Source organism: Burkholderia sp. Ap-955, from assembly GCF_011753045.1.
Classification (GTDB): domain Bacteria; phylum Pseudomonadota; class Gammaproteobacteria; order Burkholderiales; family Burkholderiaceae; genus Burkholderia; species Burkholderia lata_D.
In genome coordinates this window covers 68,448-94,935 of record NZ_VWWH01000004.1, presented here as the reverse complement: position 1 = coordinate 94,935, position 26,488 = coordinate 68,448, and the positions used below count along the sequence as shown (strand labels likewise).

The 26,488-nt window shown below is 67.0% G+C and carries 25 protein-coding genes and 1 pseudogene; 17 read left to right on the top strand and 9 right to left on the bottom strand.

All coding sequences use genetic code 11. The annotated features are described in order from the left end of the window. Positions 1–238: 238 nt before the first annotated feature. From cysS to F3J15_RS03730, 3 genes and pseudogenes are all read left to right on the top strand, one after another. Positions 239–1,651, top strand: a complete 1,413-nt coding sequence (cysS, locus tag F3J15_RS03740; protein ID WP_166888126.1) for a cysteine--tRNA ligase — start codon at positions 239–241, stop codon at positions 1,649–1,651. A gap of 227 nt (positions 1,652–1,878) precedes the next feature. Continuing rightward, complete coding sequence (locus F3J15_RS03735) at positions 1,879–3,129, top strand: MFS transporter (RefSeq protein WP_166887924.1); 1,251 nt, start codon at positions 1,879–1,881, stop codon at positions 3,127–3,129. 96 nt (positions 3,130–3,225) lie between these two features. After that, positions 3,226–3,399, top strand: a pseudogene (locus F3J15_RS03730) (peptidase); the annotation flags it as partial. A 10-nt stretch (positions 3,400–3,409) separates the two neighbouring features. Here the strand turns inward: F3J15_RS03730 and F3J15_RS03725 are convergent. The 5 genes from F3J15_RS03725 to F3J15_RS03705 all read right to left on the bottom strand — a co-directional run bounded on the left by F3J15_RS03725 (position 3,410) and on the right by F3J15_RS03705 (position 9,476). Then, positions 3,410–3,778, bottom strand: a complete 369-nt coding sequence (locus F3J15_RS03725; protein ID WP_166887921.1) for a YbjQ family protein — start codon at positions 3,776–3,778, stop codon at positions 3,410–3,412. A 127-nt stretch (positions 3,779–3,905) separates the two neighbouring features. Continuing rightward, entirely contained in the window at positions 3,906–5,159 is a 1,254-nt protein-coding gene (locus F3J15_RS03720; RefSeq protein ID WP_166887919.1) for a M20/M25/M40 family metallo-hydrolase, read from the bottom strand. Positions 5,160–5,238: 79 nt separating this feature from the next. Continuing rightward, positions 5,239–6,951, bottom strand: coding sequence for a M36 family metallopeptidase (locus F3J15_RS03715; protein ID WP_166887916.1), 1,713 nt, complete (start codon positions 6,949–6,951; stop codon positions 5,239–5,241). Between the two features lie 490 nt (positions 6,952–7,441). Further along, positions 7,442–8,386, bottom strand: coding sequence for a GlxA family transcriptional regulator (locus F3J15_RS03710; RefSeq protein ID WP_069252347.1), 945 nt, complete (start codon positions 8,384–8,386; stop codon positions 7,442–7,444). A 127-nt stretch (positions 8,387–8,513) separates the two neighbouring features. Continuing rightward, a complete protein-coding gene (locus tag F3J15_RS03705) occupies positions 8,514–9,476 on the bottom strand; it encodes a helix-turn-helix domain-containing protein (protein ID WP_166887913.1) in 963 nt (320 codons plus the stop codon). A gap of 244 nt (positions 9,477–9,720) precedes the next feature. On the opposite strand from F3J15_RS03705, the gene F3J15_RS03700 reads away from it, so the two are divergent. The 7 genes from F3J15_RS03700 to F3J15_RS03670 all read left to right on the top strand — a co-directional run bounded on the left by F3J15_RS03700 (position 9,721) and on the right by F3J15_RS03670 (position 15,232). After that, entirely contained in the window at positions 9,721–10,878 is a 1,158-nt protein-coding gene (locus F3J15_RS03700) for an amine dehydrogenase large subunit (protein WP_166887910.1), read from the top strand. Positions 10,879–10,885: 7 nt separating this feature from the next. Continuing rightward, positions 10,886–11,440, top strand: coding sequence for a MauE/DoxX family redox-associated membrane protein (locus F3J15_RS03695; RefSeq protein ID WP_069252344.1), 555 nt, complete (start codon positions 10,886–10,888; stop codon positions 11,438–11,440). Further along, positions 11,437–12,069, top strand: coding sequence for a methylamine dehydrogenase accessory protein MauD (mauD, locus tag F3J15_RS03690; RefSeq protein ID WP_166887907.1), 633 nt, complete (start codon positions 11,437–11,439; stop codon positions 12,067–12,069). The genes F3J15_RS03695 and mauD overlap by 4 nt, the downstream gene beginning before the upstream one ends. Positions 12,070–12,108: 39 nt before the next feature. Next, positions 12,109–12,654 (top strand): methylamine dehydrogenase light chain, encoded by a 546-nt coding sequence (locus F3J15_RS03685; RefSeq protein WP_089485178.1) that lies wholly within the window; start codon positions 12,109–12,111, stop codon positions 12,652–12,654. Then, positions 12,651–13,151, top strand: coding sequence for a cytochrome c (locus tag F3J15_RS03680; protein ID WP_166887904.1), 501 nt, complete (start codon positions 12,651–12,653; stop codon positions 13,149–13,151). Before F3J15_RS03685 ends, F3J15_RS03680 begins: the two co-directional genes overlap by 4 nt. A 101-nt stretch (positions 13,152–13,252) precedes the next feature. Further along, on the top strand, positions 13,253–13,693 hold the full coding sequence (locus F3J15_RS03675) for a cytochrome c (protein ID WP_205190677.1): 441 nt from the start codon (positions 13,253–13,255) through the stop codon (positions 13,691–13,693). 33 nt (positions 13,694–13,726) lie between these two features. Then, positions 13,727–15,232: an aldehyde dehydrogenase family protein gene (locus F3J15_RS03670; RefSeq protein ID WP_166887898.1), complete on the top strand. Its 1,506-nt coding sequence runs from the start codon at positions 13,727–13,729 to the stop codon at positions 15,230–15,232. Positions 15,233–15,304: 72 nt separating this feature from the next. On the opposite strand, the gene F3J15_RS03665 is transcribed toward F3J15_RS03670, so the two are convergent. Further along, on the bottom strand, positions 15,305–15,754 hold the full coding sequence (locus F3J15_RS03665; protein ID WP_166887895.1) for a DMT family transporter: 450 nt from the start codon (positions 15,752–15,754) through the stop codon (positions 15,305–15,307). 121 nt (positions 15,755–15,875) lie between these two features. Between F3J15_RS03665 and F3J15_RS03660 the strand changes: the two genes are divergently transcribed. Continuing rightward, positions 15,876–16,754, top strand: coding sequence for a LysR family transcriptional regulator (locus F3J15_RS03660; RefSeq protein WP_166887892.1), 879 nt, complete (start codon positions 15,876–15,878; stop codon positions 16,752–16,754). Positions 16,755–16,805: 51 nt separating this feature from the next. Here F3J15_RS03660 and F3J15_RS03655 read toward each other — a convergent pair whose 3' ends face one another. Beyond that, positions 16,806–18,389: an isocitrate lyase gene (locus tag F3J15_RS03655; RefSeq protein ID WP_046548501.1), complete on the bottom strand. Its 1,584-nt coding sequence runs from the start codon at positions 18,387–18,389 to the stop codon at positions 16,806–16,808. A gap of 610 nt (positions 18,390–18,999) precedes the next feature. On the opposite strand from F3J15_RS03655, the gene F3J15_RS03650 reads away from it, so the two are divergent. From F3J15_RS03650 to F3J15_RS03625, 6 genes are all read left to right on the top strand, one after another. Further along, positions 19,000–19,953, top strand: a complete 954-nt coding sequence (locus tag F3J15_RS03650; RefSeq protein ID WP_089448201.1) for a choline ABC transporter substrate-binding protein — start codon at positions 19,000–19,002, stop codon at positions 19,951–19,953. Between the two features lie 83 nt (positions 19,954–20,036). After that, positions 20,037–20,966 carry a 3-keto-5-aminohexanoate cleavage protein gene (locus F3J15_RS03645; RefSeq protein ID WP_166887889.1) on the top strand — a complete coding sequence of 310 codons (930 nt, stop codon included), beginning with the start codon at positions 20,037–20,039 and terminating at the stop codon, positions 20,964–20,966. Positions 20,967–21,053: 87 nt separating this feature from the next. Further along, positions 21,054–22,019 carry an L-carnitine dehydrogenase gene (locus tag F3J15_RS03640; protein ID WP_089485184.1) on the top strand — a complete coding sequence of 322 codons (966 nt, stop codon included), beginning with the start codon at positions 21,054–21,056 and terminating at the stop codon, positions 22,017–22,019. A 12-nt stretch (positions 22,020–22,031) separates the two neighbouring features. Further along, positions 22,032–22,520 (top strand): thioesterase family protein, encoded by a 489-nt coding sequence (locus tag F3J15_RS03635; protein WP_048243371.1) that lies wholly within the window; start codon positions 22,032–22,034, stop codon positions 22,518–22,520. Between the two features lie 32 nt (positions 22,521–22,552). Next, a complete protein-coding gene (locus F3J15_RS03630; RefSeq protein WP_166887886.1) occupies positions 22,553–23,509 on the top strand; it encodes an alpha/beta hydrolase in 957 nt (318 codons plus the stop codon). 22 nt (positions 23,510–23,531) lie between these two features. Further along, complete coding sequence (locus F3J15_RS03625; RefSeq protein ID WP_166887883.1) at positions 23,532–24,728, top strand: TauD/TfdA family dioxygenase; 1,197 nt, start codon at positions 23,532–23,534, stop codon at positions 24,726–24,728. Between the two features lie 198 nt (positions 24,729–24,926). Here F3J15_RS03625 and F3J15_RS03620 read toward each other — a convergent pair whose 3' ends face one another. Beyond that, the gene (locus tag F3J15_RS03620; protein ID WP_039366237.1) at positions 24,927–25,223 is read right to left on the bottom strand and encodes a DUF4148 domain-containing protein; all 297 of its coding nucleotides are present in this window, start codon (positions 25,221–25,223) and stop codon (positions 24,927–24,929) included. A 214-nt stretch (positions 25,224–25,437) separates the two neighbouring features. Further along, positions 25,438–26,424 carry an oxidoreductase gene (locus F3J15_RS03615; protein ID WP_166887880.1) on the bottom strand — a complete coding sequence of 329 codons (987 nt, stop codon included), beginning with the start codon at positions 26,422–26,424 and terminating at the stop codon, positions 25,438–25,440. Between the last annotated feature and the right edge of the window lie 64 nt (positions 26,425–26,488).

The following is a 26,488-nucleotide window of genomic DNA, read 5'->3' as shown; positions in this document are numbered from 1 at the left end:
GGGGAACCGCAGTCGGATGGTATTGACCATTGCCGTCTATAGGCGCTAGCATCGTCCGCATGCTTGATCTCGCCCTTTCCCCCTCGTCGCTGATCCGCGCATGTTGTCAGGACATGCCAGGGGGAAGTTGCGTCTAGCGAACTCGCTGAACATTCAAGCAATCGCCTTCCGGCCGCCTGTGATGCAAAACAGGCGGCCTTTTTGTTTTTGGGCCCACACCTTGGGACGGAGAAACTCGATGCCGCTTGCGCTGTATGACACCTGGTCGCGTACCGTGCGCCCCTTCACGCCTATCCGGGCCGGGCAGGTCGGCATGTATTGCTGCGGCCCCACGGTCTACGACGATGCCCACATCGGCAACCTGAGAACCTACGTGTTCGAGGACCTCCTGCGCCGCGTACTGGAACGCAACGGCTACGCGGTCCGGCACGTCGTCAATATCACCGACGTCGGCCACCTGACATCGGACGCGGACGAAGGCGAAGACAAGATGGAGAAGGGCAGCCGTCGGACCGGCGAATCGGCGTGGGCCATCGCCCGGCGCTACACCGAGGCGTTCGTCCGGGACTGGCGCGCGCTCAACCTGCTCGAGCCGACGGTCTGGTGCCGCGCCACCGATCACATCGCCGAACAGATCGCGTTCATCGATACGCTCGACCGGGCCGGCTACGTCTATCGGACGGACGACGGCCTTTACTTCGACACCAGTCGGCAGGACGACTACGGTTATCTCGCGCGGCTGGACCGCGCGGGGTTGCAGGCGGGCAAGCGGGTGGCGCTGGGCGGGAAGCGGAGCATCACGGATTTCGCGTTGTGGAAGTTCAGTCCGGCCGACGTCAAGCGGCAAATGGAATGGGATAGCCCGTGGGGGCGCGGCTTTCCGGGCTGGCATATCGAATGCTCGGCGATGTCGGCGAAGTATCTCGGGACGTTGTTCGATATCCATTGCGGCGGCGAGGATCATATCGCCGTGCATCACAGCAACGAGATCGCGCAGACGCGGGCCGCCCACGGCACGCACCTCGCGAACTACTGGATGCACGGGCACTTCCTGACGCTCGACGCCGATACGAAGATGTCGAAGTCGAGTGGCGATTTCGTCCGTCTGCAGACCTTGCAGAGCCGGGGTGTCGATCCGCTTGCGTACCGCTACCTGTGCCTGACGGCCCACTATCGAAGCAAGCTGCATTTCACGTGGGCGTCGCTCGACGCGGCGCACACCGCGCTGAATCGACTTCGGCACCTCCATGCCGGCTGGCCGGACGGCGGGCGCGTCGATGCGGATTTCGCCGCGCAATTCGATGCCGAAGTGAACGAGGACCTGAATCTGCCGAGGGCGCTCGCGGTGCTGTGGGATCTGGTCAGGAGCAACCTGCCGCCTGCCACGCTGAAGGCGACCGTCGACAGCTTCGATGCGGTGCTGGGTCTCGGGTTGCGCGACTGGCGGCCGGTTGCGTTCGACGTTCCGGAACATGTTGGCGTGTTGCTCGGTGAGCGTGAGCGCGCGCGGGCGGACAAGGACTGGGCGCAAGCCGACCGGATCCGGGAAGCGTTGAGCGCCGAGGGCTGGAGAGTCGAGGACACGCCGGAAGGGCAACGTCTGTTCGGCATGGCGATGGGTTCGAGCGATACAGGCGGTCCGCCGCGGTAAAGCGCGCGGGCTGCTTACATCGGAAGATCCTGTAGCAGGGCATCCACCCGGCGGCCGTGATCAGCGTGGCCGCCGGAATCGTCGGCACCCGCGCCTGCGGCCCGTTTTCCTCGGTTGGCATATCATCGCGCTTTGGCCGCGTCGGCACCGTTGTCGCGCGCACGCGTCGGCGTGCGCAGTCGTTTCTCGAACGGTACCGGCGCGCAGCGCCGACCGCCGAGACCTCGATGACCGACTCCGTGCCCGACTCCAGTCCTTTATCCCCGTTACCCGCCAACCTGTTCCGCCACGCCCCGTTCCAGCGTTTCTGGGGCACGCGCGTCATGTCTTCCCTGGCTTTCCAGATCCTGTCGGTTGCCATCGGCTGGTACGTCTACGCGCTCACGCACAGCGCATTCGCGCTCGGTCTCGTCGGCCTCGCGCAGTTCGTGCCCATGTTCGCGCTGACGCTCGTCGTCGGGCAGGTGGCCGACCGCTACGATCGCCGGCGCATCGCGACGATCTGCCAGGGCGTCGAGGCGCTGGCTGCCGGCGTGTTCCTGCTCGGTGCCACGCAAGGGTGGCTGGCCGCACCGGCCGTATATGCGCTCGCGGCGATCGTCGGCACGGCCCGCGCGTTCGAATCGCCGTCGGTGTCGTCGCTGCTGCCGGCCGTCGTGCCGCGTACCGATCTGCCGCGCGCGACCGCGCTGTCGACGTCCGCGAACCAGGCCGCGCAGATCCTCGGGCCTGCGTTCGGCGGGCTGCTGTACGGCGTCGGCGCGCCCGCCGCGTTCGGCACGAGCGTCGTCGCGTTCGCGATCGCGGCGGTGCTGAGCGGCACGATTCCGCTGCGCAGTGCGCCGCCCGCCCGCGAGCCGGTCACGCTGCGCTCGGTGTTTTCGGGCGTCGCGTTCATCCGGCGGGAGCCGGCGATTCTCGGCGCGCTGTCGCTCGACCTGTTCGCGGTGCTGTTCGGTGGCGCAACCGCGCTGCTGCCGATCTACGCGCGCGACATCCTGCAGGTCGGCCCGTGGGGGCTTGGTGCGCTGCGTGCGGCGCCCGCGGTCGGTGCGCTCGCGGGCACGCTGTGGCTCACGCGGTTCCCGCTGAAGGGGCGGCCGGGCCGCGCGATGTTCGGTGGTGTGATCGCGTTCGGCATCGCGACGATCGTGTTCGGGTTGTCACGGCACTTCACGCTGTCGCTCGTGGCGCTGGCCGCGCTCGGCGCGTCGGACGTCGTCAGCGTCGTCGTGCGGCTGTCGCTCGTGCAACTGCGTACGCCCGACGACATGCTCGGGCGCGTGAGCGCGGTCAATTCGCTGTTCATCGGTACGTCGAACCAGCTCGGCGAATTCGAGTCGGGCGTGACGGCCGCATGGTGGGGCGCGCCGGCGGCGATCGTCGTGGGCGGTGCCGCGACGATTCTGGTCGCGCTCACGTGGATGCGGTTGTTCCCGCAACTGCGGAACATGACTTCGCTCGAGCGCGAGCGCTGAAGCAATACCGACGCCGTTTCATGTCCGTGTATTTCAAAATACATTCGACAACGCGTTCCAGCGGCTCAATGCCGGCGGCGCCGATGCGCAGGAGGGCTGACGAACCTGCACAAGGGTGTCGGGATGAGTATCGGCCGGGTGCGGCTCGTCGATACGCTCGCGGGTGCGCTGATCCTGCTGTCGCTGACGGGCGTGCTGCCGTGGACGGAACTGAACAGTCGCAAGACGGTTGGTGTGGTGCTCGCGATCGTGTGGGCGGCCGGCGCGTAACGGCTGACGGTCAGGCGCCTGCGTCGCGCGCGACCCGCACGGCCGTGCCGTAGCAGATGACTTCCGTGACGCCCGCCCCGATCTCGGTCGAGTCGTAGCGCATCGCGACGATCGCATTCGCGCCGAGCTTGCGCGCGTCGCCGAGCATCTTGTCGAACGCCTGCTGGCGCGCCTTCTCGCACAGCGACGTATACAGCGTGATGTTGCCGCCGAAGAGGGTTTGCAGCGACGCGCCGAACGAGCCGACGATCGAGCGCGAGCGCACGATGATGCCCTGTGCGACCCCGAGCGAGCGGATGGTCGTGTGGCCGGGCAGGTCGAACGCGGTCGTGACGCGCTCGGGTGTGAGATCGTCGAACGAGCGGGAGATATCGGTCATGGCATTGCACCGTTTTGCTGAAGTGAGCGGATGACGATTCTATCCGGAACGGCAAACGGGCTCGGCCGGGTTCGAACGGGCGCGCCCGCACCACGCGCCCGTGCCACTGCCCCCGGCCGTCGCCGGGTCAACGCTTGACGGTCGCGCTGCCGTTCCCGCCGAGATCGACCGCGTAGGCCAGCGCCAGCTTGCCGAACTTCAGCGCATGATTCGCCTGCCGATCCGAATTCTCCAGCGTGTCGTTCACGGTATGGATATACGGGCTGTCGTTCTGGTCGGCCTCGAACGGGAACGACGCCGGATAGCCTTGCGCATTCCACGACGCGTGATCCGAGCACGCATACCCGCACTGCGACGTGCCGATCGCGAGTTCCGGCAGGTACGTCTTCGCCAGATTCGTCAGGTAGGTGTTCTGCGACGCGTTCGTGTAGTCGGTGATCAGGTAGATATCCTTCGGATCGCCCTTGTAGTTCGTCATGTCGAGCTGCAGCACGCCGACCACGTTCGCATTTTGCGCGCGGAACTGCTTCGCGATCGCTTTCGAGCCGAGCAGCCCGGCTTCCTCGGCTGCGTACCCGACGAACTTGATCGTCCGCTTCGGCTTGTAGTTGTTCGCCAGCAGCACGCGCAGCGCTTCGGTAAGGCTGGCGATGCCCGACGCATCGTCGTCCGCGCCGGGCGAGCGCGTGTTTTCCGTCGTGCGGCCGACCGTCGAATCGAGGTGGCCGCCCAGCACGACGGTGCCCGCGGCCGGATCGCTGCCGCGAATCGTCAGGATCACCGATTTCTGCGGAAAGCCGGTGTGCGTGAACTGTTCGACGGTGATGTCGGCGCGCGACCCCGCCAGCTGCTTCCACTGCAGTGCGAGCCAGTCCGACGCGGCGACGCCGTGCGACGTCGTGTAGTAGCGGTTCGTGAAGCCGGACAGCGACGTGATCGTGCCGACGATGTTGCTGGCCTGCAGCTGCTGGATCCACGTGCCGATCTGCGGCGCGTTCGATACCTTGTACACGGAGGCGGCGGCCTGTTTTGCGAGCGTCGGCGGCAACGGCTGCAGTGCCTGGCGTGCTTCGTCGAACGAGTCGTGCACGACGTAGCCGGGCCCGTGGCCGCGCGCATGGTGGACGGCGAGGGCCAGTTCGCCGAGTCGTGAATCGTCGATTGAGACGACGTGAACGGTTTCGCGGCGCGCGGCGCCGTCGGCTGTCTTGCCCGCGTCGAGGGTCGCGCTGTACTGCGCGGTGGCGCCGGCGTCGATGAGTTGCAACTGGCGGAACGCCGCGTCGCCGAGTGTGATCCACACCGGCGTCGCATGCGCGGCGGCGGTCAGCAGCATGCCGCCCAGCGCGGCGCTCAGGCGGGTCAGTTTCAGAGTAGGCATGTTCGATCTCGTGAGGATGGCGATGTCGAGGAAGAGGGCGCGCCGCAGGTCGTGCGAGGTGCCCCCGCCTGCTGCGGAATTACGATTTCTTCGGTACGGTCACGCCGTACGTGCAACTCTGGTTGTACGCATTGCCGATCGCGGTCAGCTGCGCGCTGCTGTAGCCGAGCGCGGACGCAGCCGTCAGCACGGCCTGCGCGGCGGCCTTCTGGTTGGTCGAGCTGTTGGTCATCGACAACCCTTTCAGGAATGCCTTGTCCATTGCCTGCGCACCGATCGCGTCGCGTGCGACGAGGTTGCACGACGCCCAGTACTGGCCGGCCGTATGGATCTCCGCGCCGCGTGCCTGCGCATAGGTGCGCCCGACGTTCCAGTTGGTCACGCGGCCGCCCCAGAACTCGTTGTGGCCGTCCCAGTTGTAGACCCAGTGGTATTGCGCATCCGACGGGCTCCACTGGTTGAAGTCGCGGCTGTACGCGGCGGCGAGATAGTCGCCGGTGCCTTCCGACAGCCCTTCCTGTTGCGACAGGCCGCCGTTCGTCACCCAGTCGTGGATGCCGTGGCCGAGCTCGTGGATCACGACGTCCGCATCCTCGGCATCGTCGACGCCGCCTTGCCCGAAGGTCAGCCGGCCGCTGCTCGACGAATACGACGAATTGTCGTCGCCCGATTCGCCGTGCGGGTCGTACTGCACGCCGCCGGTGTACTGGTACGGCAACGCCTTGATGCCGAGCGTCTGGTTCACGTAACGCAGGAACGTATCGATGTGGTAGTACGCGTTCACGGCCTCGAAATACAGGTTGCCGCGCGTGAATTCGAACGTGGGCGTCGACTGCACGGGGCACGCTTTGTCGAGCGGCGCATCGAAATCGACGCACGACGCGTACGGGCCCGTCAGCGAATACCGCCCTCCCGACTGCGCGAGTTCCTTCAACGTCACGCGCACGCGTGCGGCGGTGAGCTGCGACGAATCGGCGTCGTTGCTGTCCTTGTAGCCCGTGCTGCCGTAGCTGCTCTTGGTCGGCGACAGCGGGTCGGGCCGGAACACGAAGCCCGTGCCGTCGGTCGCGTAGAACGCCTTGTCCTCGGCGCGCAGCACGTCGCCGCTGCCCGAGTCGATCAGCAGTTCCCAGTCGCCTTTCGGGCCGTCGTTCGGGCGGCCGCGCACTTTCCACGCGGTATGCGTGCCGGTCTTGTCGACGAACGCGACGAGCTGCGCATCCAGGTTCGTGAAGCCGCTCACGCCGAGATACGCGCGGGCGCGGTCGAGCGCCTGCTGCTGGTCGACGGCTTGCGACTTGCGCGACGTCGCGACCACGCCGTTGATGGTGTTGCTCGCGACGTACAGGATGCGGCCGTCCTTCGCGACCGTCACCGCGATATCGCTGCCGTACACGGGCAAGCCGGCTGCCTGTTGCTGCAGGCGCACGACGGTGAAATCGGCGTCGTTGCGCTCCGACGTGACGACGAGGCTCGCGAGCGCGGTCGCATCGAGCCCGAGCTGCGCGGCTTGCGACGCGACGAAGTCGCGCGCGGTGGCGGCGGGTGTCGTGGCGGTTTTCTTCGCGCGATACGCGGGGTTGTACAGCGTGACGGCGACGCCGTCCGCGCGGAACTGCCCGGCGGCCGTATCGGCCTTGGCGGCCGGCGGCGCGACGCCGCGCGTCAGGCTTTCGCGCAGGCTCGTTGCTTGCGGGTTCGAGACTTTCGTATCGGCCGCGGTGCCGCCGACGATGCCGAAACCGAGCGCGAGACCCAGGGCGAGCGGCAGTGCTTTGCGTGATGTCTGCATACGTGATCCTCATCTCAACGGTTGGATACGCCCGCGCGTTCGTGGCGCGCAGGCACGACACGGCCCGCGCGCCGGCTCGATGGAGCCGGTGCGGCGAAGCGGTGTTGGGAGCGTCGACTGACTAAGGAAACCTAAATGTCAGGTCGAAAAGAAGCAGACGGGGGAAGAGCGGGGAGCGCAGGCGAAGCAGCGAACGGCAGGCAGGTGCGGCGACGGCGAAGCGAGCATCGTCATGTCATACCCCTCGGATCGGATCGATATCGGTTGATGGCCCGCGTGGCGCGACGCACGCCGAGCGGCGGCATGCGTGTCGTTAGGCTGCCTATCTAACTTTTTTTGGTATGTTACAGAATATTTTCAACGACATTCCAATTTATTTTCGACGACCGCTTCGGTCCGTCGATCAATCACCGGCATTGTGCAGCGAGCGGCGGGAAACGCTGCCGGAACGTGCAATACCGCGCTGGATTGTGCTTGAATCCGGCGACGATCAGCGTGTCGCACGCCGGTCGTTGCGCGGGCTCAGCCCGAATCGCGCGCGATACGTGCGCGAGAAGTGCGACGGCGATTCGAACCCGCACGCGACGCAAACCGATGTGATGCTCATGTCCGTCTGCTGCAGCAGTTCACGCGCGCGATCGAGGCGCAGGTTCAGGTAGAAATGCGTCGGCGTGTCGTTCAGCGTGGCGCTGAACAGCCGTTCGAGCTGGCGGCGCGTGATCGACACCTCCTGCGCGAGCGCATCGGAGCCGAGCGGGGTTTCCATGTGCCGCTGCATCGTGCCGATCACCTGGATCAGCTTGCGGTTGTGCACGCCGTAGCGTGCGGCGATCTCGAGCCGCTGGCTGTCGGAGCGCTGCCGGATCCGGCTGACGACGAACTGCTCGGAGATCGCCGCCGCGAGATCGGCGCCGTGCCGCCGCCCGATCAGGTCGAGCATCATGTCGATCGATGCGGTGCCGCCTGCGCACGTGATGCGCCGGTCGTCGATCTCGAACAGCTCCTGCGTCGCGTTCAGGCCGGGGTAGCGTTCGCGGAACGCGGCCAGTGCTTCCCAGTGCAGCGTGAGCGGCTGAGACGCGTCGAACAGCCCGGCTTCCGCGAGCACGAAGCTGCCCGTGTCGATGCCGCCGAGCGTTGCACCATGACGGTGCTGGCGGCGCAGCCAGTCGCCGATCGCGCGCGTGTAGCACACGAGCGGATCGAAACCCGCGACGACGAACACCGTATCGACCTTGTCGACCTCCGCGCACGCTGCCTCGGCGGCGACCGGAATGCCGTTGCTCGCCGCGACGGGCGCGCCGTCGGCGCTGATCACGTGCCAGCGATAGAGCTCGGTGCGAAAGCGGTTCGCGACGCGCAGCGGCTCGACCGCGGACATGAAGCCGAGTGCGGAGAAGCCGGGCAGCAGCAGGAAATGGAAATCCTCGGGCATCGGGGCAGGAGATGGAATCCGGTAGTCGTCGCGCATCGTGCGGGGCGGCGAGCGGACGGGCATGCGCCGTGGCCGGTTCGCGCGCGCCGAACGGTCAGCGGAAGATTATCGCGGGTTTTGCGGGGGCTCAGCGCGTTTTTGCGTCGCGCACGGCCCGGCGCGCGGTGGCCGACGGCAACTCGCCGAACTGCGCCTTGTACGCGTTCGCGAAATGCCCGAGATGAATGAAGCCCCAGCGCGCGGCGGCGTCGCTGATCGGCAGTTCGGCCTGCCGCGTATCGAGCAGCATCCGCCGTACTTGCGACAGGCGCAGCGAGCGCACGTAATGCAACGGGCTGGTCTGCACGACCGACTGGAAGCTGTTCTGCATCGTGCGCCGGCTCACGCGCAATTGCGTGCACAGGCTCAGCACGTCGACCGGCGCTTCGGGATGGCCGATCACGTAGTCGTGCACGCGGCGCACGATGTCGGCGCGACAGGCGTGCGTGAGGCGGTTCGAAGGCTCGGGAATCCGGTACGTGAGGAGATCGACGAGCACGTTGCCGATCTCGCCGCGCAGTTCGCGTTGCGCGCGTGCGTCACGGTAGGTATTGGGTGCCGACAGCACGCGCTCGAGTTGCGTGGCGACCTGCACGCTCGCGCGCATCAGCACGGCGGTGGGCATGTCGACGACACCGCGCCGCAACGCGGCTTCGTCGACGCGCACGTCGGCCGCATCCTCGACCTGCTGCATCAGCGCGCGATCGGCGACGACACCGATCAGCGACATGTCGTCGGGCGAATGCAGCTCGAACGGCGCACCGCCGCGCGCCATCACCATCGTGCCGCGCTCGATGCGCGCGCCGCCGAATGCGAATGTGCCGGAGCCGGTGAGCGGCATGCCGAACACCGTATGGTCATGCGGCAATCTTCCGCGCTGGATGATGCGAACGTTGGCGGTTTCCTGGAACAACTGCATGCCGTCCAGCACCGCATGCTTGACCGCGCTTCGATACGCGCCGGAGCCGATCTGGTCGTAGCGCTGGTGCCAGCCGCGCAGCGCCTCGGCATGCCGGTCCGCGTTGTCGAACCTCTCGTGAAACACGAACACAGCGCCTCCGGGTGCGTCGATCAGGACCGCGCAAGATTAAACCGACCGCGTGGTCGGCGCAATACGGGGGAGCGCTATTCCGCGCGCATTCGTCAGAGGGTCGGAAGCCTCCGGCCGGCGCGGCTTTCAGGCGGTTTTCCAATATCCCGAATCGGCACGCACGCGGTGCCGGTCCGGGTGCTGACCGGATTTATTGTCGAACTACAGTCGCCCCACATCACGTGATTCCCCAACTGGAGGCGACATGAGGACAAGGCGACGAACCGCGGTGCTCGCGGCGACGCTGGCGTTCGCGGCGGCATGGGTCGGCGGCGCGAACGCGACGGAAAAGCCGGAGGAACTGGTCGTGCAGAAGATGCCGCCATGGCATCCGCACGAGGTCTATATCGTCGACATCTCGATGCCGTCGATGACCGACGGACGCATCTACGTGTACGACGCCGATGCGAGGAAGCTGCTCGGCCAGATCGACGGCGGCTTCGGCCCCGGCTTCGCGATTTCGCCCGACCACAGGACGAGCTTCGTCGCGACGACCTACTTCTCGCGCGGCTCGCACGGCACACGTACCGACGTCGTCGAGATGACCGACAACACGACGCTCGATCACGCGGGCGAGATCGTGATTCCGGCGAAGCATGCGCAGCATGTGCCGTCGCCGTACAACACCGCGTTCAGCGCGGACGGCAAGCGGTTGTACGTCGCGAACATCACGCCGGCCGCTTCGATGACGGTGATCGACGCGGTGTCGAAGCAGGTGCTGTCGGAGATCGACACGGCGGCCTGCGTGCTCGCCTATCCGTCGGGCAACGACCGCTTCACCGCGCTGTGCGAAAGCGGCAAGGCGTTGACCGTCACGCTCGATGCGAACGGCAAGGAAGCGAAGCGCACGATGTCGGATGCGTTCATCGACGTCGACAAGGATCCGGCGTTCGTGAACGCGTCGCGCTACAAGGGCGACTACCTGTTCACGACGTATGGCGGCAACGTGCGCAGCGCGGATTTCAGCGGCGACAAGCCCGCGTTCGGCAAGCCGTGGCCGCTCTTGACGGATGCCGAGCGCGCCGAAGGCTGGCGCCCGGGCGGCATGCAGCAGACGGCCGTGCAGGCCAGGCAGAACCGCTACTACGTGCTGATGCACCAGGGCGGCGACGGCTCGCACAAGGATCCCGGCACGCAGGTGTGGGTGTATGACCTGAAGTCGAAGCAGCGTATCGCGCGCTGGGATCTCGCGCAGCAGAAGGTCGATCCGCTCGTGTCGATCCAGGTCAGCGAGGACGACAAGCCGCTGTTCTACGGGCTGACGGCGACGTCCGACCTCGTCGTGATGGATGCGCGCACCGGCAAGCTGCAGAACGTCGAGAAGCAGATCGGCAACACGTCGTCGCTGCTCGTCAACCCGTGAGGCCGCGATGACGCTCGATCCCGTACTTGCCACCAGCGCGCAGGCCGGCGCCGCCGTCGTCGTGCTGCTCGGCGCGTTCGCGAAGATGCGCCGGCCCGCCGCGTTCAGCCAGGCGCTCGCCGGCTACCGGCTGTTGCCCGACGCGCTGACCGCGCCCGTCGCGTTCGCGATTCCGCTCGCGGAAGCCGTCGGCGCCGCGGCGCTGCTGTTTCCGGATACGCGCACGGCCGGCGCGATCGGCCTGATCGCGTTGCTCGTGGCCTTCGCCGCCGCGATTGCGATCAATCTGCTGCGCGGCCACACCGACATCGACTGCGGCTGTTCCGGCTTCGCGGCGGCGCGTGCGGACGCACCGCGCGGCATCGGCTGGCTGCACGTCGGGCGCGCACTGCTGCTCGCCGCGCTGGCCGCGACCGCGCTCGTCGAGCCGGGCGCTCGCGCGGTCGTGTGGTTCGACTACCTGACACTGTTCTTCTCCGTGCTGCTGATCGTCTGCGCGCTGCTCACCGTCGACGTGCTGCTCGCCAACGACCCGCGCCTTTCCCACCTGAGGAATTCATGATGCAAACCGCTCTCACCGTTTCCACCGCCCTGCTGTGGGTGGCCGTCCTCGCGCTCGGCGCAATCTGCCTCGCGCTCGTGCGCCAGATCGGCATCCTGTACGAACGCATCATGCCGGCCGGCGCATTGATGATCGACAAGGGGCCGGCGGTCGGCGCGATCGCGCCGACGTTCGAACTGACCGACATTCGCGGCGCGCAGGTGAAGGTCGGCGGCTTCGATGCGTCGGGCAAGGCGACGCTGCTGTTCTTCCTGTCGCCGACGTGCCCCGTCTGCAAGAAGTTGCTGCCGCTGCTGCCGTCGCTGCAGGCGAGCGAAGCGACGCCGGTGAACATCGTGCTCGCGAGCGACGGCGATGTCGACGAACACACGCGCTTCGCGCGCAAGCACGACCTCGGGCGCTTCCCGTACGTGCTGTCGCAGGAGCTCGGCCTCGCGTACCAGATCGGCAAGCTGCCGTACGCGGTGCTGCTCGACGAAACCGGCACGGTGCGCGCGAAGGGGCTCGTCAACACGCGCGAGCATCTCGAGAGCCTGTTCGAAGCGAAGGAGCGCGGCGTCGCATCGCTGCAGCAGTTCGTGCACGGCGATCATGGCCACGACCACGACGCACGCGCGCAGCACGCATGACCGGCCGCACCTCTTTCAACGTCAAGGGAGAACAACGACATGGGCCTGTTTGATTCATGGTTCGAGCGGTCGGCGCGCGGCGTCGCGCAGCACAGTTCGCGGCGCAGCGCGATGGCGAAGCTCGGCAAGGTGCTGGTGGGATCGGCGATGCTGCCGCTGCTGCCCGTCGACCGCACCGCGTATGCGGCCGATGCGGCATCGGGCGCGTCCGCCGCGTCCGGCGGCGCCGCATCGGCGGCAAGCGACGATCCGATGAGCTGCGACTACTGGAAATACTGCGCGATCGACGGCTGGCTGTGCAGTTGCTGCGGCGGCACGTCGAGCAGTTGCCCGCCGGGCACGACGCCTTCACCGATCACGTGGATCGGCACGTGCCGGAACCCGCACGACGGTTCGGACTACATCGTGTCGTACAACGACTGCTGCGGCAAGACATCGTGCGGCAAATGCTTCTGCAACCGCAACGAGCGCGAGAAGCCGCTGTACAAGCTGTCGCTGAACAACGACATCAACTGGTGCATGGCCAACGGCAATTCGAACTATCACTGTTCGGTTTCGGTTCTGCTGGGAGCGGCGAAGCAATGAAAGGGAAGCAAGCGGGAAAGTTCGTCATCGCATGCATGACGGCCGTGGCGGGCTTCGTATTGGCGGGCGCCGCCGGCGCGCAGGAAACCGTGCATTACCCGGCCGGCAAGAGCCGGTTCGACGCGCAGTGCGCGGTGTGTCATCAGGCGGGCGGCAAGGGGCAGGACGGCCTTGCGCCGCCGCTGACCGAGTATCCGGGCAAGTACGCGACGGCCGAGGCGGGGCGTGCGCAACTGGTCGCGACGCTGCTGCACGGGATGTTCGGCGAGATCAAGGTGCGCGACAAGACCTACAACTTCAAGATGCCGTCGTTTGCGAGCGCGAGCGATGACGACATCGCGCACGTGCTCAACTACGTCGTGTTTGATCTCAACGCACAGCATGGTGACGCGAAGCCGTTTACGGCGGCCGATATCCGCGCGGCGCGTGCGAAGGTGATGGACGGCACGGCCGTTCATGCGCAACGCGAAGTCGTCATCAAGGGGCTCGGCCTGTGACGCTCGCGTGCGCGCCCCGTATTGGCGACGCCGCGGCCCGCGCGCGGTGTGCGGTGTCGTCGCGGCTCGGCAGCGTATCGCGTCGACTGTCGTCGTGGCTGATGCTGGCCGGAGCAGTCGCGGGTTCGACCGCGGCACCCGTGCATGCCGAAGGCGCGGCCGACGCGGCGCTCGCGCGGCAGCACTGGGTGCTCAACTGCATGGGCTGCCACACGGCGACGGGCGATGTTATCCCCGGCAAGGTACCGCCGCTCGCCAACTCGCTCGGCTATTTCACGCATCTGCCGGCCGGGCGCGAGTACGTGATGCGCGTGCCCGGCGCGTCGAACTCGGCGCTGTCGGACCAGGACCTCGCTGACGTGCTCAACTGGGTACTGACCACCATGAACCGCGACGCACTGCCGCGCGACTTCAAGCCTTATACGGCCGCCGAAGTCGCCGCGCACCGCCGTCCCGCCTTGTCCGACGTCGCGACCGTGCGCGCCGGCCTCGTTCGCGCGTTGCAGGCGCGCGGGATCGACGGTGTCACGGATCGCTATTGACCGACTCATTCAGGAAATCGAGGAATCAAGAAGATGGAGACGAACGAACAGTTCCCGCTGCTCGATGCCACGCGCGCGTTTCTCGCGAAGCCGAAGAAGATGCTGATCGGTGCCGAGTGGCGCGATGCGGCGTCGGGCCGCCAGCTCGACGTCGTGAACCCGGCCGACGGCACCGTGCTCGCACGGGTGCCCGAAGCGGACGAGCACGACGTGCAGCAGGCCGTCGCGGCCGCGCGGAGCGCATTCGACGCGGGGCCGTGGCGCACCGCGAAAACTACCGAGCGCGAGCGTCTGCTGCTCGCGCTCGCCGACCTGATCGACGCGAACGCGCGCGAGCTGGCCGAGATCGAGTCGCTCGACAACGGCAAGCCCGTGATGGTGGCGCAGGGGCTCGATGTCGCGATGGCCGCGCAGTGCTTCCGCTACATGGCCGGCTGGGCGACGAAGATCGAAGGCAGCGTGATCGACGCGGGCATGCCTTACATGCCGGACAGCGAGATCTTCACCTATACGCGCAAGGAACCCGTCGGCGTGGTCGGTGCGATCATTCCGTGGAATTTCCCGCTGCTGATGGCCGCGTGGAAGCTTGCGCCCGCACTGGCCACGGGCTGCACCGTGGTGTTGAAGCCCGCGGAAGATACGCCGCTCAGCGCGTTGCGACTCGGCGAGCTGATTCAGGCGGCCGGCTTTCCCGACGGCGTCGTCAATATCGTCACCGGTTACGGCCACACGGCCGGCGCCGCGCTGTCGCGCGATCCGCGCATCGACAAGATCGCGTTCACGGGCTCGACGCAGACTGGCAAGACGATCGGCCACGCGGCGCTCGACAACATGACGCGGATGTCGCTCGAACTCGGCGGCAAGTCGCCGGTGATCGTGCTGCCCGACGTCGATCCCGACAAGGCCGCAGTGGGCGTGGCGAACGCGATCTTCTTCAACCAGGGGCAGGTGTGCACGGCCGGGTCGCGCGCGTACATCCATGCGTCGGTGTTCGACGACGTGATCGAGCGCGTCGCGAAGATCGCCGCGAGCCTGAAGATCGGCCCGGGGATGGACCCGTCGACGCAGATCGGCCCGCTCGTCTCGGCGAAGCAGCGCCAGCGCGTGTGCGGCTATATCGACTCGGGCTTCGGCGAGGGTGCGCGCGCCGCCGCGGGCGGCCGCGCGATCGACGGCCCCGGCTTCTTCGTCGAACCGACCGTGCTGGTCGACACGACGCAGGCGATGCGCGTCGTGCGCGAGGAGATCTTCGGGCCGGTGCTCGTCGCGATGCCGTTCGACGACGTCGAGACGGCCGTGCAGCTCGCCAACGACACACCGTACGGCCTCGGCGCGAGCATCTGGTCGAACGATCTTTCCGCGATCCACAAGCTGATCCCGCGCATCGCGGCCGGCACGGTGTGGGTCAACTGCCACTCGCTGCTCGACAACGCGATGCCGTTCGGCGGGATGAAGCAGTCGGGTTTCGGTCGCGAACTCGGCCGCGCGGTGATCGACCAGTACACGGAAAGCAAGTCGGTGATGATGAACTACGCGTGAGCGTCGCGGCGGGTGCGCGCGTTGCCGGCGGTTCGGCAACGCACGCGCACGCGGCAGCGACGCGAGACGTCGTCACGCGCGAACCAGCACCACCCCGAGAATGAGGCACGCCGCGCCGGCCAGGCGGATCGGGCTGGCCGCATGCTGCTGGATGCCGAGTACGCCGAAGTGGTCGAACACGAGCGCGCCGGTCATCTGCCCGACGACGATCAGCGCGAGCGTCGTCGCGGCGCCCAGTCGCGGCACCATCAGGATCGCGATGCCGACGAACACCGCGCCGAAAATTCCGCCGGTCCAGCTGAACCATGACGCGGCACCGGTAATGGTGCCGGTGCCGCTCAAGCGCGGATGCGGGGACAGCAGCGCAACGACGAGCATCGCGGCGAGGCCGACGAGGTAGCTGACCGAGCCGGCCCACCACGGCGAGCCGAGCTGCGCACGGAGATTGGCGTTGAGCACCTGTTGCAACGCCACGCTGACGCCGGCGGCAACGACCAGCAGATAGGACAGGAGAGTAGTCACGACGAGGCAGGCTCCGGCGAAGTAGCCGTGACGGCGGCTCCGGCACGGCAGGCTTCCATTCTGGAAAGCGCGACGGTATAACGCAAATATCAAATCGGGCGCTTATCCATCTCTTTTCGGCATGCCATCCCTGAGGCAAATCCAGTATTTCCTGACCGTGGCCGATCTCGGCGGCTTCACGCCGGCCGCGAGCGCGCTCCACGTCGCGCAGTCGGCGCTCAGCCGGCAGATCGGTCAACTGGAAGACGAGCTGGGGTTTCCGCTGTTCGACCGGGAGCCGCGGGGTGTGCGGCTCACGCCCGCCGGCGCGCTCTATCGCGATCGCGTGGCGTCGATTCCGGCGACCCTGACCGCCGCGGCCGACGAGGGCGCGCAGTTGTCGCGCGGCGAAGCGGGGGTCTTGCGGCTTCTGCATTCGAGCACCGTCCCCGTCGGCAGCCTGATGCCGGTGCTCGAGCGCTTCATGCGCGCGTGCCCGGGCGCGCGGATCGATCTCGACCGCGCGTCGTCCGAGGATCAGGTGCAGGAGATCGCGAACGGCAACGCCGATATCGGGATCGTTCGTTTGCCGGTGCTGCGCCGCGATCCGCGCGTGCGCTTCGTCGAGCTCGCGGCCGAGCGCTTGTGCGCGGCGGTGCCGGCCGCTCATCCGCTGGCGGGCCGCAAGCGTATTGCGATCTCGCGGCTGCGGGACGAGCCGTTCGTATCGGCCGTGTATCGGGAGCGGGGCGGGCTCGCACGCGTCGTGATCGATCTTTGCCTGAAGCGCGGATTCGTGCCGGCGACCGCCAGGATCGTGTCGCCGAAGACGTCGATGCTGAATCTCGTCGCGGCCGGACAGGGCGTCGCGATCGTGCCGGAGCGGATGGCGAGTCTCGGGATCGACGGGGTCGTCTTCGTGCCGATCTCGGATGACGACGCCAAGTCGGTGTGCGCGCTGGTGCTGCCGGTCGAGCCGACGGTGCTGGCGGACGCGTTCGTGCGGGTGATCGGGGCATAAAAAAAACGCCAACCCGTCACGGGTTGGCGTTTCGCCTGGCGATGACCGGTATCAGAACTGGTTCATCGTGTTGTCCTTGCCTGCCGCCTTCAGCGCTGCTTCACCGCTGAAGTATTCCTTGTGATCGTCACCGATGTCCGAGCCGGACATGTTCTGGTGCTTCACGCAGGCGATACCCTGGCGGATTTCCTTGCGCTGCACGCCGGCCACGTAGCCCAGCATGCCCTGGTCGCCGAAGTATTCCTTGGCCAGGTTGTCGGTCGACAGCGCGGCGGTGTGGTACGTCGGCAGCGTGATCAGGTGATGGAAGATGCCGGCTTCACGCGATGCGTCGGCCTGGAACGTACGGATCTTCTCGTCGGCCAGCTTGGCCAGTTCCGTCTCGTCGTATTCCACGCTCATCAGCTGCGCACGGTCGTAGGCCGACACGTCCTTGCCCTCGGCCTTCATCGCGTCGTACGCCTGCTGACGGAAGTTCAGCGTCCAGTTGAACGACGGGCTGTTGTTGTACACCAGCTTCGCGTTCGGGATGACCTTGCGGATCTCGCTGACCATGCCGCCGATCTGGGCGATGTGCGGCTTTTCGGTTTCGATCCACAGCAGGTCGGCGCCGTTCTGCAGCGACGTGATGCAGTCGAGCACGCAGCGCGCTTCGCCCGTGCCGGCGCGGAACTGGAACAGGTTGCTCGGCAGGCGCTTCGGACGCAGCAGCTTGCCGTCGCGCTTGATGACGACGTCACCGTTGCCGAGTTGGTCGGCCGACAGTTCTTCGCAGTCGAGGAACGCGTTGTACTGGTCGCCCAGGTCGCCCGGCGTGTTGGTCACGGCGATCTGCTTGGTCAGGCCGGCGCCCAGCGAGTCGGTACGGGCCACGATGATGCCGTCGTCCACGCCCAGTTCCAGGAACGCGTAGCGGATCGCGCGGATCTTCGCGAGGAAATCCTCGTGCGGCACGGTGACCTTGCCGTCCTGGTGGCCGCACTGCTTCTCGTCGGACACCTGGTTTTCGATCTGGATGCAGCATGCGCCTGCTTCGATGAACTGCTTGGCCAGCAGGTACGTGGCTTCCGCGTTGCCGAAACCGGCGTCGATGTCGGCGATGATCGGCACGACGTGCGTGACGTGGTTGTCGATCTTGTCCTGGATCGCTGCCTTCGCGGTCGCGTCCTTGGCGGCGTCGAGTTCGCGGAACAGGCCGCCCAGTTCACGGGCGTCGGCCTGGCGCAGGAACGTGTACAGCTCGCGGATCAGCGCGCTGACCGAAGTCTTTTCGTGCATCGACTGGTCCGGCAGCGGGCCGAACTCGGAACGCAGCGCAGCGACCATCCAGCCCGACAGGTACAGGTAGCGGCGTTCGGTGCTGTTGAAGTGCTTCTTGATGGAGATCATCTTCTGCTGGCCGATGAAGCCGTGCCAGCAACCCAGCGACTGCGTGTACTTGGCCGGATCGGCGTCATAGGCGGCCATGTCGGCGCGCATGATCTTCGCGGTGTACTTGGCGATGTCCAGGCCCGTCTTGAACTTGTTCTGGGCACGCATGCGGGCGGCGTACTCGGGGCTGATCGCATTCCACGCGCTGCCGTGGTTTTCCTTCAAACCGGCAACTGCCTTGATGTCGTCTTGATACTGGGCCATGTCAATCTCCTGGGAGCAAAGCGCGTTTGAGTAACGGGTTGAGCGTGTCCGCTACGTCTGTCGAAGCGGACTGCATGGGATAAATAGTAACGCCGCCCATCGAGCTTTTGACGATGTCTTATATAAGACATAAGACATTATTTTTTCTTGTTTTTCAATGAGATACGTTGAGATTTTTGCAATGCAAAACAAGTTTTCAAGCGACGAAAAGGCGGCGGCGCCGGAATTCGGCGTAGATTCCGCAATACGAAACGCTCTTTCGGCTGCTGGAGGCCGGGCCAGCTTCACACGTGCCCGTGACACGCGTTCGTCGACGCGGCGCAAGCGGCGCTGAACCGCAGCCGCAGCGGCATGCCGTTTCGTCCGGGTCGAATCGAAAGCGTCGCGCCGCATGTGGTCAAGCTGAATCCATCGGAAATGCGCGCGAAAACCCCGCCTATCAAGCTTCTGAAGAAACCTAGTGGTTTCCACTCATAGTCGCAAACAGTCAAGAACAGGTCGCCGCCGGTCTTCTCGAGGCCAATATGGCTCGTTACTTTTACTCCCACGATGCAGGCCGGGCACACCCCGCGCACCGGCTGCCGCGAGTCAAACCGGGAGGAAACGAACCATGAAGTCGACGAAGATCGCCGCGCTTGCCGCGGCCGTGCTGGCGACCGGCGCGTTCACGCACGCGGCGCAGGCCGAAACGGATGCCGCGACTTGCCGCACCGTGCGTTTCGCGGATATCGGCTGGACCGACATCACGTCGACCACGGCGCTCGCGTCGACCGTGTTCGAGGCGCTTGGCTACAAGCCGACCACGACGATCGCGTCGGTGCCGATCTCGTTCGCCGGCCTGAAGAGCAAGCAGCTCGACATATCGCTCGGCTACTGGTGGCCCGTGCAGCAGAAGCAGCTCCAGCCGTTCCTCGACAGCAAGTCGATCAACGTCGTCGAGCCGCCGAACCTGTCGGGCGCGAAGGCGACGCTCGCGGTGCCGAGCTACGAATACCAGGCGGGCCTGAAGACCTTCGAGGACATCGCGAAGCACCGCGCGGAACTCGACGGCAAGATCTACGGGATCGAGCCGGGCAGCAGCGCGAACGCGACGATCCAGAAGATGATCGACACGAACCAGTACGGGCTCGGCGGCTTCAAGCTCGTCGAATCGAGCGAGGCCGGGATGCTGGTGACCGTCGAGCGCGCGATCCGCGAGAAGAAGTGGGTCGTCTTCCTCGGCTGGGAACCGCATCCGATGAACATCCAGATCAGCATGAACTATCTCTCCGGCGGCGATGCGTCGTTCGGACCGAACTACGGCGAAGCGCGCGTGTACACGCTCACCGCGCCCGACTTCATTTCCCGCTGCCCGAACGCCGGCAAGCTCGTCACGAACCTGCGCTTCTCGACGCAGCTCGAGAACCAGCTGATGCAGTCGGTGATGAACAAGACGAAGCCGGCCGATGCCGCGAAGGCATACCTGAAGAAGAACCCGCAGGTGCTCGATCCGTGGCTCGCGGGCGTCAAGACGTTCGACGGCAAGGATGGCCTGCCGGCCGTGAAGGCGTATCTCGGCCTGTGATGGATGGCCCGCGCGCCGCACGCGGCGCGCCCTGACGAAACATCCGCATTGCGACACAACCCGATTCAAACGAGGCAACCAGCATGAACCATGAAGTCATCATCACCTGCGCCGTCACCGGCGCCGGCGACACGGTCGGCAAGCATCCGGCGATTCCGGTCACGCCGAAGGAGATCGCGGCCGCCGCGATCGAGGCCGCGAAGGCCGGCGCGACGGTGGCGCACTGCCACGTGCGCGATCCGCAGACGGGGCGCGGCAGCCGCGACCCGAACCTGTACCGCGAAGTGGTCGACCGCATCCGCTCGGCCGACGTCGACGTGATCATCAACCTGACGGCCGGCATGGGCGGCGATCTCGAGATCGGCCCGGGCGAGGACCCGATGCGTTTCGGCAAGGGCACCGATCTGGTCGGCGGCCTCACGCGCCTCGCGCACGTCGAGGAGCTGCTGCCCGAAATCTGCACGCTCGACTGCGGCACGCTGAATTTCGGCGATGGCGACTACATCTACGTATCGACGCCCGCGCAATTGCGCGCCGGCGCGAAGCGCATCCAGGAACTCGGCGTGAAGCCGGAACTGGAGATCTTCGACACGGGCCATCTGTGGTTCGCGAAGCAGCTGTTGAAGGAAGGGCTGCTCGACGATCCGCCGCTGTTCCAGCTGTGCCTCGGCATTCCCTGGGGCGCGCCGGCCGATACCGGCACGATGAAGGCGATGGTCGACAACCTGCCGCCGGGCGCGCACTGGGCCGGCTTCGGGATCGGCCGCATGCAGATGCCGATGGTCGCGCAGGCGATGCTGCTCGGCGGCCACGTGCGGGTCGGCCTCGAGGACAACATCTGGCTCGATCGCGGCGTGCATGCGACCAACGGCACGCTCGTCGAGCGTGCGCGAGAAATCATCGAACGGCTCGGTGCCCGCGTGCTGACGCCGGCCGAAGGCCGCCGCAAGCTCGGCTTGCCGGCACGCGGCGAGCGTCCGCTCGAACGCCGTGCGATCGCCGAGTTCGCGTGAGTTTTCAGCCGACTGATTGATACGACATGGCGGCGCGCACAGGCGCGACCGCCCACCGATTTCCCCTGATTTGAAGGATGCGTTGACATGGCTGTGAAGACCGACATCAAGACGTTCGCCGCCATCGGCACCGGCGTGATCGGCAGCGGATGGATTTCCCGCGCGCTCGCGCACGGTCTCGACGTGGTCGTATGGGACCCGGCGCCGGGCGCGGAAGCGCGGCTGCGCGCGAACGTCGCGAATGCGTGGCCCGCGCTCGAACGCGTCGGCCTCGCGCCGGGCGCCGATCCCGCGCGGCTGCGTTTCGTCTCGACGATCGAGGCATGCGTCGCCGAGGCGGATTTCATCCAGGAAAGCGCGCCCGAGCGCGAGGCGCTGAAGCTCGAACTGCACGAGCAGATCAGCCGCGCGGCGAAGCCCGACGCGATCATCGCGTCGTCGACGTCGGGGCTGCTGCCGACGGATTTCTACGCACGGGCGACGCATCCGGAGCGCTGCGTGGTCGGCCATCCGTTCAATCCCGTCTACCTGCTGCCGCTCGTCGAGGTGCTCGGCGGCGCGCGCACGTCGCCGGAAGCGGTCGAAGGCGCGATGGAGATCTATCGCAAGCTCGGCATGCGGCCGCTGCACGTGCGCAAGGAAGTGCCGGGCTTCATCGCCGATCGGCTGCTCGAAGCGTTGTGGCGCGAGGCGCTGCACCTCGTCAACGAAGGCGTCGCGACGACCGGCGAGATCGACGATGCGATCCGCTTCGGCGCGGGCATCCGCTGGTCGTTCATGGGCACGTTCCTGACCTACACGCTCGCGGGCGGCGATGCGGGCATGCGACACTTCATGCAGCAGTTCGGCCCCGCGCTCGAATTGCCGTGGACGAAGCTGGTCGCGCCCACGCTGACTGACGCGCTGATCGACAGCGTCGTCGAAGGCACGACCGAACAGCAGGGCACGCGCAGCATCAAGGAACTCGAGCGTTATCGCGACGAGTGCATCACCGAGGTGCTGAAGTCGATCGCCGCGGTGAAGGCGCGGCACGGGATGCGATTCGAAGACTGAGGACGAGAGACGATGACCGGCGATACCCCGCTGACGATTTACCGCGACGTGGTGCGGCCCGAATGGGTCGACTACAACGGCCACCTGCGCGATGCGTTCTATCTGTTGATCTTCAGCTTCGCGACCGATGCGCTGCTGGACCGCATCGGCCTCGACGACGCCGCACGTCGCGAGCGGGGGCGCTCGGTCTATACGCTCGAAGCGCACGTGAACTACCTGCACGAGATCAAGGAGGGCACGCCGGTGCGCGTCGATGCGCGCGTGCTCGCACACGACGCGAAGCGGCTGCACCTGTATCTCGAGCTGTTCGCTGACGGGCACGACGATGCGGTATCGGCGAGCGAGCAGATGCTGCTGCACGTCGATACACGCGACGGTGCGAAATCGGCGCCGTTCGACGACGACGTGGCCGCACGCGTAGCCGAGCTGCATGCGTTGCAGCGCGATTGCGCGGCGCCCGCGTACGCGGGCCGCGTGATCGGGCTGCCGCCGCGCCGATAACTGCGCGAACCTTCGACCGCGGAGCGCACACGATGCTCGAACCGGAAATCGCGACGTTCGTTGCCGCCGTCGACGCGTGGTATCCGGCCGACGCGGCGGAGCGCTCGCCCGCCGAGCAGCGCCGCCTATACGACCGCTTCGCGGCCGAATGGACGCCGGCCGCGCTGCCGGCCGGCATCGTGCAGCAGGACGCCGCCTGGCATGCCGCCGACGGCCGCACGATCGCGCTGCGGCGCTACACGTCCGCGCACCGCACGCCGCGCGGCACGGTGCTGTTTTTTCATGGCGGCGGCTTCGTCGTCGGCTCGCTCGACAGTCACGCGCTGATCACCGCGCAACTGGCGGCCGATACGGGGCTCGACGTGATCGCGGTCGACTACCGGCTCGCGCCCGAGCATCGTGCGCCGGCCGCGCTTGAAGATTGCCTGGAGGTCACGCGTGCCGCGCGTGACGCACGCTGGCCGTTCGGTCCGTGCGTGCATCCGCTGACGCTCGCGGGCGACAGCGCGGGCGGCATGCTCGCGGCGGCCGTGGCTACCGCGCTGCGCGATGCGGGCGAAGGCGGTGTCGACGGCATCGCGCTCGTCTATCCGATGCTCGGGTTCGAACCGCAATCGCCCGCGCGCGAAACGGAAGCGCATGCGCCGATGCTGACGCTCGACGACGTCCATCGCTATCGCGCGCTGTACTGGGACGGCTGCTTGCTCGATGCGCTGGGAGACGGCGACCCGCTGCTGCGTGCATCGGTGCCGCTCGCGGCTTCTCGTTTCGACGGCCTGCCGCCCGTGCTCGCGATCGGCGCGGAACACGATCCGCTGCGCGACGACGCGCGCGTGTACGTCGAACGGATTCGCGCGGCCGGCGGGGCCGCGCATTACTGGATGGGAGAAGGGCTGGTGCACGGCTGCTGGCGCGCGCTCGGAACGAGCCCGCAGGCGGCGCGGCTGCACCGGACGGTCGGCGGGTTTCTGCTCGCACCACACGCGTAGCGGGCGTTTCCGGGAGGCAACGATGCAGGCAGCGCAACACCGTATCGAGGACTGGCGGACGTTTTCGGCCGACGCGGCCATCGCGGCGGCGACGATTGGCGACGGCGCGGTGGACATCGAATGGAGCGACACGCGACGATCGCCGTTTCATTTCGACTGGCTGCGCGACAACTGCGCGTGTTCCGCATGCGTGCATGCCGTCACGCGTGAACAGGTGTTCGAGATCGCCGATGCGCGCGAGGATCTCTCCGCACTGACGGTGCACGTCGAAGCCGACGGCGCGCTACATGTCGAGTGGAATGACGGACATCGCAGCGCGTGGTCGCCGGGCTGGTTGCGCGCGCATGCATACGACGACGCGTCGCGCGCGGAGCGCCAGGCCGCGCACGGGCGGCACGTATGGGCCGGTGACGATGCGACGGCCATCGGCGTATTCGCGTGGCGCGACGTGATGGAGGACGATGGCGCATTGCTCGCGTGGCTCGCCGCGTTGCAACGCACGGGGCTGACGCTCGTCGAAGGCGTGCCGGCCGAGCGTGGCCGTGTCGACGAGATTGCGCGCCGCATCGGCCTGATCCGCGAGAGCAATTTCGGCGTGCTGTTCGACGTCGAATCGAAGCCGCGCCCGGACAGCAATGCGTATACGTCGCTGAACCTGCCGCCGCATACCGACTTGCCGACCCGCGAGTTGCAGCCGGGCGTGCAGTTCCTGCATTGCCTCGCGAACGACGCGACCGGCGGCGACAGCGTGTTCCTCGACGGCTTCGCGCTGGCCGATGCGCTGCGGCGCGAGCATCCGGCCGATTTCGAACAACTCGCTTCGACGCCGTTCGAGTTCTGGAACAAGAGTGCGAACAGCGACTACCGCTGCTCGGCGCCGGTGATCGGGCTCGACGCGCGCGGCAACGTGACGGAGGTGCGCGTCGCGAACTTCCTGCGCGGGCCGCTCGATGCGCCGGCCGGCTCGGTCGCGGCCGTCTATCGCGCGTACCGGCGGTTTCTCGCGCTGGCGCGCGAGCCGCGCTTTCGCGTGCAGCGCCGGCTGCGGGCGGGCGACATGTGGGCGTTCGACAACCGGCGCGTGCTGCATGCGCGCACCGAGTTCGATCCGTCTACCGGCCGCCGGCACCTGCAGGGCTGCTACGTCGATCGCGACGAACTGCTGTCGCGGTGGCGCGTGCTGTCGCGTTCGGCGCCGGCCGCGGCCGCGCCGCGCTGACGGGGGCGCGCGGCTTCATCCTGCTCGCACGCATCCCTCGCAGATGAAAAAACACCCGGACGCCAAGCGCCCGGGCGAAGCCACCCGTTGCCGGACGGCGGAGGTATGCGTTCATAAAAAAGGACGAGCCCCGCAAGGGGGCTCGTCCGGATATTGCTTCATCGCGCGACGCGCGGCGCCCGCCGAGGGCGCATCGGCTTACTGGCCGAAGAAGATCGAGTCGCGAGCGTTCGACGATGCAGCCGGGGCGCCCGAGTGGACGGCCGGAGCCGGTTGTGCGCCGTAGCCGCTGGTGTCGGCACCATGAACACGCGCTTCGGCGCTCTGGATGTCGTTCGGGTAGTACGGGCTCGACACGCCCGGCTTGTAGCCGGCTTGTTCGAGCTGGACCAGTTCGTTGCGCACTTGAGCGCGGGTCACGGTGCTTTGAGCGAATGCGCCGAACGAAGCGGACAGGGCGGCAGCGGCAACGACTGCGGAAACGAGCGATTTCATGATGACCTCCGGTGTTTTATTGAGTTCGCTCTCGACACGATGTCTTAAGCGATTGATCAAATCTTAGTCATCGGAGGGTTCAGGGTAAACGCTGGTTTTGACGATAGATTGTTTCCTGGGTGGTAACAGTAGTCCGTCGAATCAGTCTTTCAACCGGCTTTCTTTTCGGTTGATGCAACGAGTAGGGCGAATGTTGCGGCGCCCGACGCGCGATTCAGCGCACCTCGGCCGCCGTGTCGAACGGCCGCCCCGGCGCGCGTCCGGCCGGTGCGCCCGAACTGAGGAAGCGCACGCCCGTCGCCGCTTCCGAGGCTTCCCACAACAGCGCCGCGGAGGCCACGTCGCGCGCTGCGCGTGGCACGCTCGCGGGCGCCGGCAGCCCGCGCGACTCGAACCAGCCGGACGGCCCGATGTACGCGCCGCCGGCGAGATCGGGCGACGTTGCCGCATGAATCGCGGGCAGCGCGCCCTGGTCGGCCGGCTGGGCGAGATAACGGTTCGCGGCGTGCATCAGTGCGGCACGGGCGGGCGAGCTGTCCATCGCCGGGCCCGCGAACTGCAGGTTGGTCGCCGCGTAGCCCGGGTGCGCGGCCACGCTGATCCCGGCGAACGCCGCGCGCTCGAAACGGCGCTGCAGCTCGATCGCGAACACGAGATTGGCGAGCTTGCTGTCGCAATAGGCGAGATAACGGTTGTAGCGGTGCTCGGCGCGCAGGTCGTCGACGCGGATCCGGCCGCCGCGGTTGAGGCCGCTCGACATCGTCACGACCCGCGCGCGGCGCGCGGCGCGCAGCGCGGGCAGCAGATGGCCGGTGAGCGCGAAATGGCCGAGGTGGTTGGTGCCGAACTGCATCTCGAAGCCGTCGTGCGTATGACGCAGCGGCAGGAACATCACGCCGGCGTTGTTGCAGAGGATATCGACGCGCCCATGGCGTTCGGCCACATCGGCCGCGAAGCGTGCGATCGACGCGAGATCGGCGAGGTCGAGCGCATCGACTTCGACGCGGGCATCGGGATGGAGCCGGCGGATCGCGTCGGCCGCCTGCGCGGCGCGGCCGGCGTCGCGGCAGCCCATCACGACCGTCGCGCCTTTCGCGGCCAGCGTTTCCGCCAGCTGCCAGCCGAGCCCGCTGTTGGCGCCGGTCACGACCGCGACCTTGCCGCCTTGCGCCGGGACGTGGCGCGCGCTCCATGCATGCATGTCTGCCTCCATCGGCGCGGCCGGGCGGCCGCGACACGTAATCGTTACATTGAGTGGTGTAACG